This window comes from Pedobacter paludisoli (assembly GCF_052344095.1).
Lineage (GTDB): Bacteria > Bacteroidota > Bacteroidia > Sphingobacteriales > Sphingobacteriaceae > Pedobacter.
In genome coordinates, this window is sequence record NZ_CP179926.1 from 3,917,219 (window position 1) to 3,929,573 (window position 12,355).

Annotated in this window: 12 protein-coding genes; 4 read left to right on the forward strand and 8 right to left on the reverse strand. The window is 37.9% G+C overall.

The window, feature by feature from the left end; translation table 11 throughout:
- Nucleotides 1–716 precede the first annotated feature (716 nt).
- The 8 genes from accC to ACJVDK_RS16165 form a co-directional block, all read right to left on the reverse strand.
- Nucleotides 717–2,057 carry an acetyl-CoA carboxylase biotin carboxylase subunit gene (gene accC / locus ACJVDK_RS16130; RefSeq protein WP_443937694.1) on the reverse strand — a complete coding sequence of 447 codons (1,341 nt, stop codon included), beginning with the start codon at nucleotides 2,055–2,057 and terminating at the stop codon, nucleotides 717–719.
- Nucleotides 2,058–2,224: 167 nt separating this feature from the next.
- A complete protein-coding gene (accB, locus tag ACJVDK_RS16135; RefSeq protein WP_443937695.1) occupies nucleotides 2,225–2,701 on the reverse strand; it encodes an acetyl-CoA carboxylase biotin carboxyl carrier protein in 477 nt (158 codons plus the stop codon).
- 146 nt (nucleotides 2,702–2,847) lie between these two features.
- Nucleotides 2,848–3,846 (reverse strand): beta-ketoacyl-ACP synthase III, encoded by a 999-nt coding sequence (locus tag ACJVDK_RS16140; protein ID WP_443937696.1) that lies wholly within the window; start codon nucleotides 3,844–3,846, stop codon nucleotides 2,848–2,850.
- Nucleotides 3,847–3,865: 19 nt separating this feature from the next.
- Nucleotides 3,866–4,804, reverse strand: a complete 939-nt coding sequence (gene plsX / locus ACJVDK_RS16145; protein WP_443937697.1) for a phosphate acyltransferase PlsX — start codon at nucleotides 4,802–4,804, stop codon at nucleotides 3,866–3,868.
- Nucleotides 4,805–4,904: 100 nt separating this feature from the next.
- Nucleotides 4,905–5,096 carry a 50S ribosomal protein L32 gene (gene rpmF / locus ACJVDK_RS16150; protein ID WP_039480510.1) on the reverse strand — a complete coding sequence of 64 codons (192 nt, stop codon included), beginning with the start codon at nucleotides 5,094–5,096 and terminating at the stop codon, nucleotides 4,905–4,907.
- Nucleotides 5,097–5,111: 15 nt separating this feature from the next.
- Entirely contained in the window at nucleotides 5,112–5,642 is a 531-nt protein-coding gene (locus ACJVDK_RS16155; RefSeq protein ID WP_443937698.1) for a YceD family protein, read from the reverse strand.
- Between the two features lie 211 nt (nucleotides 5,643–5,853).
- Complete coding sequence (locus tag ACJVDK_RS16160) at nucleotides 5,854–6,861, reverse strand: hypothetical protein (protein WP_443937699.1); 1,008 nt, start codon at nucleotides 6,859–6,861, stop codon at nucleotides 5,854–5,856.
- Between the two features lie 218 nt (nucleotides 6,862–7,079).
- Complete coding sequence (locus ACJVDK_RS16165; protein WP_443937700.1) at nucleotides 7,080–7,949, reverse strand: AraC family transcriptional regulator; 870 nt, start codon at nucleotides 7,947–7,949, stop codon at nucleotides 7,080–7,082.
- A 221-nt stretch (nucleotides 7,950–8,170) separates the two neighbouring features.
- Here ACJVDK_RS16165 and ACJVDK_RS16170 point away from each other — a divergent pair, with 221 nt between their 5' ends.
- Genes ACJVDK_RS16170 through ACJVDK_RS16185 form a run of 4 tightly spaced genes read left to right on the forward strand, consistent with a single transcriptional unit; the run spans nucleotide 8,171 to nucleotide 12,266 of the window.
- Nucleotides 8,171–9,394: an enolase C-terminal domain-like protein gene (locus ACJVDK_RS16170; RefSeq protein WP_443937701.1), complete on the forward strand. Its 1,224-nt coding sequence runs from the start codon at nucleotides 8,171–8,173 to the stop codon at nucleotides 9,392–9,394.
- Between the two features lie 22 nt (nucleotides 9,395–9,416).
- Entirely contained in the window at nucleotides 9,417–11,060 is a 1,644-nt protein-coding gene (locus tag ACJVDK_RS16175) for a sodium:solute symporter (RefSeq protein WP_443937702.1), read from the forward strand.
- 59 nt (nucleotides 11,061–11,119) lie between these two features.
- Nucleotides 11,120–11,482: an L-rhamnose mutarotase gene (locus ACJVDK_RS16180; RefSeq protein WP_443937703.1), complete on the forward strand. Its 363-nt coding sequence runs from the start codon at nucleotides 11,120–11,122 to the stop codon at nucleotides 11,480–11,482.
- A 13-nt stretch (nucleotides 11,483–11,495) separates the two neighbouring features.
- Entirely contained in the window at nucleotides 11,496–12,266 is a 771-nt protein-coding gene (locus tag ACJVDK_RS16185) for an SDR family NAD(P)-dependent oxidoreductase (RefSeq protein WP_443937704.1), read from the forward strand.
- Nucleotides 12,267–12,355 lie beyond the last annotated feature (89 nt).

Sequence of the window (12,355 nt, forward strand, 5' to 3'; positions counted from 1 at the left end):
TTCGTGATTCCTTAAATAAACCAGTGTCGGGTGCGTCAGTTTTTTTATATTCAAAAACAGATAGTTTACACAGTACAACCAATACTTATGTTTTTTACAGATTTACCAATGTTAAATCAGCCTCATTTTTATTGTCTGTAAATTATTGGGACATAAAGCCTTTAATAGAAAATACTTTAATAGCGATATAGAGCCTCAACTTCTTATTGAACCCGTAAAATTGGGCGAAACCATTAAAGTACTGGATGAGGTAACCATAAAAAGCAAAAAGGCCCTACACTTAAAGGCGATACCACTGAGTTTTGGGCTAAGGATTATATTGTGCGTGATTATGCTTCCCTAGAAGATTTGCTTAGGAGAATGGAGGTATCACGATAGACGCTGATGGTTCGGTCTATTATAATGGCGAACGTGTTGTTAAAGCTTTGTTTAACAATGAAGCCTATTTAAAGGTTCTGTAAAGGAGACGATAAAAGAAATACCTGCAAATATTGTTGAAAGGATACAAATTATAAAAGTACTGCTTATGGATATAGGAATACAATAACCAATCCTAATAGTCGGTATTTTTTACTTCAATTTTCATGGCGACCACAACTGTTTGGTAAGAGTAAGTACCATAATGGAAAAGGCCGATAGGGAGACGGTAGTTTTATTCAATAAAAAAGCCATTTTGAATTTTCAAAATGGCTTTTAAACTATATGGAGTATGTGTTTTACTTTTCAAATTCAAAAGTTTCCATAAATTTAGTGGTAAAGTTACCAGCTCTAAAATTAGGGTCTTTCATTAATTGTAAGTGAAAAGGAATGGTTGTTTTAATGCCTTCGATCACAAATTCGCTCAATGCACGCTCCATGGTGCAAATTGCTTCTTCGCGTGTTTGTGCTACGCAAATTAATTTAGCAATCATACTGTCGTAGTTAGAAGGAATTTGGTAGCCAGCGTAAACATGGGTATCCACACGTACACCGTGTCCACCCGGAGAGTGGAAGTTGGTAATTTTACCCGGTGAAGGACGGAAATTATTTGCTGGATCTTCTGCATTAATACGGCATTCAATCGCATGCATTTCCGGCTCGTAATTTTTACCCGAGATTGGAATACCTGCCGCTACTTTAATTTGTTCTTTAATTAAATCGAAGTTGATAACCTCTTCTGTAACTGGGTGCTCTACCTGGATACGGGTATTCATTTCCATGAAATAGAAATTACGGTGCTTATCAACCAAGAACTCGATGGTTCCAGCACCTTCGTATTGCACGGCTAAGGCACCTTTAATAGCAGCTTCGCCCATACGTTGACGCAATTCAGGGGTCATAAATGGCGAAGGAGATTCTTCTACTAATTTTTGGTGACGACGTTGAATTGAACAGTCGCGTTCAGATAAGTGACATGCTTTGCCAAATTGATCACCAATTACTTGGATTTCAATGTGACGTGGATCTTCGATGTATTTTTCTAAATATAATCCATCGTTACCAAATGCAGCGCCTGATTCCTGACGAGCACTATCCCAAGCATTTTCAAAATCTTCATCTTTCCATACCACACGCATTCCACGGCCACCACCACCGGCAGTAGCTTTTAAAATTACGGGGTAGCCCATTTCATTGGCAATGGCAATACCTTCTTTAACGCTGCTCAACAAACCTTCTGAGCCAGGAATAGTAGGTACTCCAGCTTTTTTCATGGTTTCTTTTGCCGATGATTTATCGCCCATATCGTTGATTTGCTCAGGAGTTGCACCGATAAATTTGATGTTGTACTCGCGGCAAATATTTGAAAATTTTGCATTTTCAGATAAGAAACCGTAACCGGGATGAATAGCATCGGCATTGGTTAATTCAGCTGCCGAAATAATATTAGGGATATTTAAATATGAATCTTTACTAGGTGGTGGACCTATACAAACAGCCTCATCAGCAAAACGAACGTGTAAACTCTCTCTATCAGCAGTAGAGTAAACCGCTACGGTTTTTATGCCCATTTCTTTACAGGTACGGATAATACGCAAGGCGATTTCTCCTCTGTTGGCAATCAGTATTTTTTTAAACATGATTTTTTCTTTTCGTATATTGTTTCAACAAGAAACAGCTAAAAATGTGATGGTTCGTGTTGCCACGAACCATAAATGTTGTTCTGTACGTGTTTAACTTTAGCAGCTATCCTAAGCCTCTCATCAAGGCGAAGATAGGCCTTTGTTAAGCTATCAAATGCCCTTTATTAAATAGGCTCAACTAAGAATAAAGGTTGATCGTATTCAACTGGTGAAGCATTATCAACCAAAATTTTAACAATACGGCCTGAAACTTCACTTTCAATTTCGTTGAAAAGTTTCATTGCTTCAACAATACAAATTACTTTACCAACACCAATTTCATCACCCACATTTACAAACATTGGTTTATCAGGGCTCGAAGAACGATAGAAAGTTCCAATCATTGGTGATTTAATCGTGATATATTTCGAGGTATCTTCTGCTGCAGGTGCTGCCGTAGTTGCTGCAGGTGCCGCTGCTACTGGAGCTGCTACGGCTACTGGCGCTGCTTGCGGAGCAACAGCAGGAATGCTAGCTTGTACAATAGTTGGTGCTTGATTCGTTTTAATCGTGATTTTAAAATCATCCTGCTCGATAGCTACTTCGTTTACACCTGAACGAGAAACAAATTTAATCAGTTCCTGTATTTGTTTGATATCCATTTTTTATGTTAGTTATGTAAAAAATAGTTGTTTAATTGATTAACTAAGTTATACTTTTTTTGTTTTATTTTTCTAGTATTAATTGCAAGTAAATTAATCAGTTATCTTGTGTTATTTTGATTAAATCCTTGTATTAATGCCGTAAATTATTCACTGTCGTATGCCCATTTAAGGTATACAGAACCCCAGGTAAAACCTCCACCGAAAGCTGCCAATACAATGTTATCGCCTTTTTTCAGTTTGCTTTCCCACTCCCATAAACATAAAGGAATGGTTCCGTTGGTGGTATTTCCGTAGCGCTCAATGTTAACCATTACTTTTTCGGTACCTACACCCATGCGGCTAGCGGTTGCATTAATAATGCGCAAGTTCGCTTGATGTGGCACCAACCAAGCTACGTCTTCCGACGTTAGGTTGTTGCGTTCCATGATCTCTGCTGCAACATCAGCCATATTGGTTACGGCAAATTTGAAAACCGTTTGGCCATCTTGGTAAGCAAAATGCTCTTTGGCATCAATACTTTCGTGCGTAGCAGGTTTTACAGATCCACCCGCTTTCATGCCTAAAAATTTACCGCCTGCACCGTCGCTGCGTAAAATTGAATCAAGAACACCGTATCCTTCGTCGTTTGGCTCTAATAAAGCACAACCGCATCCATCACCAAAAATAATGCAAGTGGTACGGTCTTCGTAATTGATAATCGACGACATTTTGTCGCCACCAACAACCAATACTTTTTTGTGTTTACCCGATTCGATAAATTGTGCGCCCGTCGAAAGTCCAAATATAAAACCTGAACAAGCTGCTTGTAAATCGTAACCCCAAGCATTTGTTGCGCCAATTTTGTCGGCTAAAACATTGGCTGTTGCCGGAAACGTAAAATCGGGCGTAGTGGTGCAAAAGATAATTAAATCAATTTCTTTTGCATCAATACCTCTTTTTTGTAATAATCCATTAACCGCGTGCACAGCCATATCGGAAGTGCCTAATCCTTCGCCTTTTAAAATTCTACGTTCTTTAATACCCGTTCTGGAAGTAATCCATTCATCTGATGTTTCAACGATGGTTTCCAACTCAGCATTAGTAAGTATGTAGTCTGGAACGTAACCATTAACTGCTGTAATAGCAGCGTGAATTTTATTCATTTTAATAAACTTTGATATATTATTTGAATGCCAATCTAATCTTTTCGACTAATCCCGTTGTAATCATCTCCCTCGATTGTAGCACCATGTTTTTAACCGCCAGCGGACTTGAGATACCGTGCCCGATTACTACCGGAGCATTTACACCCAAAACCGGACTACCGCCATATTGCTCGTAATTAAAACGATCGAAAAATTCGTCTTTCATTCCTTTCTTAATTGTTAACACATAGAAAGATTCTGCTAATTTTAACATAATATTTCCTGTAAAACCATCGCAAACAATTACATCGGCTTTATCATTAAATAAATCGCGGCCTTCTACATTGCCGACAAAGTTAAATAAGTTTGCATCTTTCATTAACGGAAAAGTAGCCATGCTTAGCATGTTTCCTTTTTCGTCTTCTTCCCCAATATTCATTAAAGCTACTTTTGGGCTTTCAATTTGTAATAAATTTTCGGCGTATAAACTGCCTAGAACACCAAATTGAAGGAGTGTATCGGGCTTGCAATCGGCATTTGCACCAACGTCTAATAATAAACCTGTGCCGCCTTTAATTTTAGGAAGAAGTGTTAATAAACATGGGCGGATAATGCCCGGAATGGTTTTAACGCTAAATACAGCGCCAACCAACATTGCGCCAGAGTTTCCAGCACTAGCAAATGAGTCGATTTTACCTTCTTTTAAAAGGTTAAAACCAACTGAAATACTTGAGTTCGGTTTCTGAACAATTGCTTTTGTGGGGTGTTCGCCCATACCAATTACTTCGGTGGTATGCACGTATTCAAAATGATCCGGATTAAAGCCTTCCTCTGCGAGGATAGGTTTTATCTGATCAGTATCGCCAATTAGAACTAAGTGTTCGTTGGCGTTTAGCGATTGATGAGCTGCTATTGCTCCCAAAACAATTGCTTTGGGAGCATAGTCTCCGCCCATTATGTCGAGGCCTATTTTCATCGAAAAAATCTGTTTGTGCTAACCCAGTTTATTACTGGATTTTTTCAGGGAACTAAGTTATAACTAAACCCGCTGAAAACACAAACAATTTTTTAGAAAATTACCCTATCTGAGTATTTTCGATAACCAGTTTGCCGTTGTAGTATAAGTTACCATCAACGTTGTAAGCACGGTGAGGTACGTGGATAGCACCTGTTGCCGAGCATGTTGCTAAAGAAGGAGCAACAGCTTTATAGTGCGTTCTTCTTTTGTTCTTTCTCTGTTTCGAGATTTTTCGTTTTGGATGTGCCATTGGTGTATAATCTAATTATTTTTTTAACTTATTAAGTGCTTCCCAACGCGGGTCGCTTGTTTGTTCATTTTCTTCGTTCTGATGCTCAATTGATAAATTCTCCAATCGGTTAATCATCTCTTGATCACAGTCTTTGTTTGCCTGTTCGCAATTTCTAATATACGGTACCGCTACATTAATCATTTCGTATAACGGAATCGAAATATCAATCTCAGTATCCTTACGGCTCAACGAAATAATCTCTTCGTCGTCGCTTTCAAGCCCGGCTTCTTCAAATTTTACAATTTGTCTTTCGTACAAATTTATAGGTAACGGAAATTCAGATAAACATTTGTCGCAATCTAAATTTACGCTGCCCAAAACTTTGAATTTTAAAATCAACATGGTCTCTTGTTTGTCAAGTTCCATGTTTACTTTTAAATGCCCACTTTTAATTAACGAATAATCAAATGCGTTAAAAAAAGCGTCATCGAGCTCATAATCAAAGTGATGAACTCCCAATTTTAATCCGGTAAACGGTACTGAAAATTGTTTTAGCGCTTTCAAAGTACTGTAAAATTTTAGCCTGCAAATGTAGGTATTATTTTAATAGATAAAAAATGTTTTTCAAAAATTTATTTCTTTAGTTTGATAAGATACAAGCAGATATAGCTGGATATAGGGATGATGGTCTACTTGTTTTTAGCACTCGGTTTCTTTTCTTGCGTTCCTTTGCACTAAAAAACCTGATTTTCTTCGGAATTAAATTGTAGTTTATTTAAAGCTTATCGGCTTTGTTATTTTCGGTATGTATATCGTGGTATAAAATTTCAGTCCAATTTTCATTTCCCTTGTTGTCTTTAAAATGGATTTGATTGCCAAATACATCAAATGTTTGCCAATATTCAAAATTTTCATGATTTCGGAAATGAACTAGATTACCCCACTCGTCATATTCCTTCCAGTTTTCTTCACCTTTGTTTGTTTTATAGTGGATTTGTTTCCCTAGATTGTTGTATTCGGCCCAATATTCGGTTTCATCGTTGTCTTTAAAATGAATTATATTTTGATGTTCATCATATTCCTTCCAGTTTTCATGTCCCGAAGTATCACGGTAGTGGGTAGAATTACCAAGGCTATTAAACGTTTCCCATTGTTCGCCTTGTGAATCTTTTTTGTAAATGAGATTGCCAAGGGTGTCGTAACTTTCCCATTCTTTAAAACCAAAGCTGTCTTGGCTGTATGTTTTTCGACCATTTTCGTGATACTCTGTCCAAATCTCATGGTTGTCGCTGCCTTTGTAATACGTTTCTAAACCCTCCTCATTGTATGCTCTCCACTCCTCCCATCCGTCGCTCGTTTTGTAATGGATTCTGTTCCCTTTTATATCGTATGAAGACCATGCTTGAAATCCCGAATTGTCATGGCTGTATATCTCCCTTCCTTTTTCATCGTATTCGGACCAGCTTTCGTTACCGTTATTTCCTTTATGGTGCGTTTCATTTCCATTTGAATCATACACAAACCATTCTTCCCAATCGTCGCTATTTTTTTGGTGTAATACCTTGCCATTCGGGGCATAAGAAATCCATTCTTCCCATCCATCACTTTTTTTGGTGTAGCAATGGTTCCCCTGGTTGTCGTATGCATACCACTCTTCCCATTCCCATCCGCTTTGCTTATCGTAATTTTTATAATGAATTTGATCGCCATTTTGATTATAGGAAACGGAGGTTGTTTCGCCTAGGTTATTTTTTTGAACCATTTGGTGTATCTGGGGTTTCATCAGCGTTGAATTCGGGTAAAATAAGCTGTTTTTTTGATGATGTATTTATTCCAAAGTAGCGTTTTTCGATTCAATAGCAGCACATTACTAGGAAGTTCAAAATTTTTTTTGAGAACCTAAAAACACATTAATTAAGTTCAAATACCTTCGGTATACAAATTAAATGCCAAAGGATATTGGTTGAAAATCTGTTCATATCCTTGTGTGGGTTTTCTTGCTTATATTTCTTGATTAGAGCGGTATTTCTCCGGTGAAACACCAATTTGCTTTTTGAATAAACGAGAGAAATAATACGCATCGCTATAGCCTAAATTATAAGCAATGTCTTTAATTTTGGTGTTTGTATTGAAAATAAGCTGACAGCTTTTTTGTATTTTTAGTTGGGTGAAATAATTAAGCGGAGGGATACCAGTGCTCTTTGTGAAAAGTGCCGTAAAATGAGATTCTGACAATTGATGCCGATTAGCGAATTCTTTAACCGTTATTCTCGTGTGTAGGTTTTTCCGCATAAAATCAATGCTCTCCTGAATTAAATCCAGTTTTTGAGTTTGGTCTTTAATATCCGTTTTTTTCGGATGTAAAAAGGTAGCAAGAAAATAATACAGGCACATATTAGCATGATGCACATTGTTTTTACCGTAACCCATTTCTAAATTGGCGTACATTTCGCGCCAAATTTCAATTCCCTTTTCATTAAAAATAATATCCTTTGGTCCTGCATGCGGCGAAATATTTAGCTCTTGGTTAAAATTTGATAAATCGGAATTGCTGTAATGAAGCCAATAAATTGTCCAAGGATTGTTATCGCTAGCGCCGTATTTTATCGGTTCATGGGTCGCTGGGATTTGAAAATATTGGTTTGTTTTTACCTGAAAAAAATTGTCGCTTATCGAATACCATCCTTCGCCATTAACGCAGTAAATAAATATATTATCTGTACATCCTTTTTTACGCTCTCTGAAATGCCCTTTGGCACTCGGGAAATAGCCGATATGGGTAATGTAATTAGGCGCAATCGTGTTTTTTAAAGCTTTTTGGGGTAAGCTAATAATCTTTTCGCCAACAAAACCATCACGTATTTTTTCCATTAAAAGCAATATCAGAAATTTATTTCAATTCAATAGAAAAATCCATCAAAAAGATAGAATAGTGCATTTTTTGTATGTCAAGTCAATTTTATATTTGTTTAAAACAAGATTATAGTTCAATCTAACCAAATTTAAACACAGTTAACTTTTGAGCAAGTTCGGCGTGCCAATGGTTTTAGATATGGATTTTATCTTCATTGAAACCATAATACAAATAGAAAGTGATTAAAAAAATTGAAGTTAGAGACGCGCGTTTTCCTTTAAAAGCGGGTGCAGGAAGCGATGCCATTCATCGCGATCCCATTTATTCATATGCTGTTACCAACTTAGTTGATGATTCTGGTTTGGTAGGAACCGGAATTGCTTTTACGCTTGGCGAAGGAAACGATTTAGTCTGCAAGGCGGCCGCATTTTATGCAGAGCAGTTTAAAGGTAAAGACATTGAAGAAATCATGGCGAGTTTTGGCCGAATCTTTAATCAGCTGTCTAATGAACAGCAATTTAGATGGTTAGGGCCACATAAGGGGGTGGTTCATTTGGCTTTAGCCTCGGTAACCAATGCCTGTTATGATTTATGGGCGAAAAAAAGAGGTGTTCCGCTATGGAAATTGTTAATCGATCTAAAACCACATGAAATTGTAAACACGCTTGATCTTTCTTATCTGGAAGATGAATTAACACGCGAGCAAGCCATTCAACTTTTGGTCGATAATCAAACAGGAGCTAATCTTCGGAAGGAGATAACAAAAGTAGGATACCCAGGCTACGATACCTCTATTGGCTGGTTTAATTATTCGGATGATAAAGTACGTGAGAATTGCAAAATAGCTTTAGCAGAAGGATTTACTGCGATGAAATTGAAAGTAGGTAGTTCTGATCCGGAGAGAGATATTCGTCGGTCACATATTGTTCGTGAGGTTGCGGGTGATGGCGTGAAAGTAATGTTAGATGCGAACCAACAATGGACCTTGCCACAAGCGTTAAAAATTTGCAAAGAGCTTCAAAGTATGAATCCGTATTGGATTGAAGAACCTACCCATCCAGATGATGTATTGGGGCATAAAACATTGGCAGAAGCGATTAATCCAACTAAACTGGCGTTGGGTGAGCACGTACCAAATCGCATTATTTTTAAAAATTACTTACAAACGGGAGCGGCAGGGTTTATCCAAGTGGATGCTGTTCGTGTAGGTGGAGTAAGTGAGTTTATAACGGTGAGTTTATTGTGTAAAAAATACGGCATTCCGGTGGTGCCACACGTAGGCGACATGGGACAATTGCATCAGCATTTGGTGTTGTTTAATCATATTTCCATGGGGCACGAAGCTTTATTCTTAGAGCATATTCCGCATTTACAACAGCATTTTGTACATCCTGTTAAAGTGGAAGGCGGTGTGTATCAAACGCCAATGGAAGCTGGAAGCAGTTGTGATTTGAAAAATTAATGCTGGATGAAATTAAAATTATATGTTAAATAAATTAGATCTGGGGATAAGCATTGCTTATATCTTAGGAATATTAATTACAGGTCTTTGGGCGGGGATTACACATCGCCGTAAAAGCAAAGCGAATGCTGCCGGAGAATATTTCTTAGCCGGTAAAAGTTTGAAATGGCCTGCCATAGGATTGGCTTTGTTTGCTACCAATATTTCAACGGTTCATTTGGTGAGTTTGGCACAAGGTGGATTTGATTCAGGGTTATTGAATGGGAATTTTGAGTGGATGGCCGCATTTACCTTGATTTTGCTGGCTTTGTTTTTTGTGCCATTTTACATCAAGTCAGGTGTATCAACTTTACCCGATTTTCTTGAAAAGCGCTACGATCGGTCAAGCCGCGATTGGTTAACCATTGTTTCAGTGGTGTCGGCTATTATTATTCACATCGCTTTCTCTATGCTTGCTGGTGGAATTGTTTTAAAAACCTTGTTTGGTTTAAATATGTACGTAAGCGTAATTGCAATTTGCATCATTACAGCTATCTATACCATTATTGGTGGTTTAAGAGCGGTGGTAGTTACCGAATCAATTCAAACAATTGTTTTGTTAACTGGAGCTTTTATCATCAGCTATGCTGCTTTTCATAAAATGGGAGGCTGGGATCCAATGGTAGCGGTGTTGCATAAGAACAACGAGTTAAGTAAGCTTTCTATGCTCAGGTCAGGAAACGATAGCAGTGGCATGTCCTGGTATGCAATTTTGCTGGGATATCCGGTTTTGGGTATTTGGTATTGGTGCGCCGATCAAACGATCGTGCAGCGTGTTTTGGGAGCAAAAGACGAAAATCATGCGCGCATAGGTCCGTTATTCTGCGGGTTTATTAAAATTTTACCTGTTTTTATTTTCGTCCTTCCGGGATTATTTGCCTATACCTTATTTAAAACAGGCCATTTGGATGTCAGTAGTCTCGGATTAGACACCAATGGCCATGTTAATTCTAAAGGCATCTATACCTTGATGATTACGCAATTATTACCCTCGGGTTTAGTTGGCGTTTTAGTGGCCGCTCTCCTTTCCGGATTGATGAGTCAGGTTTCTGGTGCTTTAAATTCTATATCCACCATGGTAAGTTACGATATCTACCAAAGATATTACCCAGAAAGTAACGATAAGAAAATGGTACGTGTAGGTAAAATATCTGCTGGTATTGCGTTGATTTTCTCTTTGGCTTTATTGCCGCTTTTAAATCAGTATGAAAGTATTTTTAATGGATTAAATGAAATTATCGCACACATTGCACCACCCATTACCTGTGTGTTTGTACTAGGCGTTTTTTGGAAAGGAGCATCTGCCAAGTCGGCAAAATTAACACTTTGGCTAGGATCGGCTTTGGGGGTACTTGTATTTGCCATCAGTAAATTAGATGCTGAGCGTGCAATCGCACATATTCCATTCATGCTCATGGCATTCTATTTATTCTGTGCGTGTGTAGGTATGCAGGTTTTATTCTCGTTTTTATATCCGGTTAAGCATACGGAAGAGAGTGCAAAGCTTTACTGGAAATCTCCGTTGGAACCTTTACGCGGAACCGGATGGCCCGGATTTGGAAACTATAAATTTCTTTCTGCTTTATTGCTCACTTTAATGGCAATTTTATATTACGTTTTTAGATAAGATTTATGAGAAAATTACTTTTTTTAGGCTTTTTGGTATGCCTTTTTTTTACTTCGTGCATGGAAACAATTAAACCAGAAAACGTTAAGCGATTTGGCTCTGTAACCGGTTTAAAGCCTGAGAAAATGGCTTATTATAAAGAACTTCATGCGAAAGCCTGGCCAGGTGTTTTAGCTAAAATTAAAGCATGCAACATTCAGAATTATTCTATTTATCTGCAAGAAATTGAGGGTAAACCCTATTTGTTTAGCTATTTCGAATATGTAGGAACTGATTTTAATGCCGACATGAAGAAAATGGCTGATGATCCTGAAACACAACGCTGGTGGAAAGAAACCGACCCCTGTCAAGTTCCGCTTCCGGAGACCGCCGCTAAAAATGAAATATGGACCAACATGGAAGAAGTTTTTCATACCAATTAAGTAAAGCTGATTTATGAATGTATTAAAAGATAAGGTAATTATAGTAACAGGTGGCTCAATGGGTATAGGTTTCGAATGTGCGAAAGCATATGCAGCTGAAGGCGCAACAGTAGTTATTTTAGCCTCAACACAACAACCAACAAATGATGCAATTACTACTTTAGGAAAGCAACATTTGGGGATTCTTTGCGACGTTTCAAACGAAAATGATGTGAAAAAGGCAATAAATCAAACGCTTCAAAAGTATGGTAAAATAGATGCCATTCATAACAATGCCGGCATTGCTTTTCCTTCAAAGCCTTTGCATTTAACGAGCGATGAAGAATACAATCAATTGTTTAACGTAAATCTGAAGAGTGTGCTTTATACCACTCGATATGGTTTTGAAGCGCTACAAAAAAGTAAAGGAAGTATTTTAAATACCAGTAGTTTGGTTGGTGAGATAGGTCAAGATGATCATGCAGTTTATTCGGCTACCAAAGGAGCGATGAATACGCTAACCAAATCGATGGCTTTAGACTATGCAAAATATGGAATTCGTGTAAATGCAGTGTTGCCTGCGGGTGTTTGGACGCCGATGTTGCGCAGTTGGAGTAAAGAACAAAGTAACACAGAAGAAATTGAAAAATATTTAGATAATATCCATGCTTTAGGGTATTGCCCAGAGGGCGATGTGATAGCCGATGCGTGTGTGTTTTTATTGTCCGATAAAGCGCGCTTTATAACCGGAAATCTACTACCTGTAAGCGGTGGTGCCGAGCTAGGATACAAAGCCGCAAAGTAACGCTACTAGCGTTTGTATGTTTCTTTAGATGTCATAGAAGGGTTAATTTACATTGGTAATCGAGACTGCTGTAGTGTAAAAAAAAACAA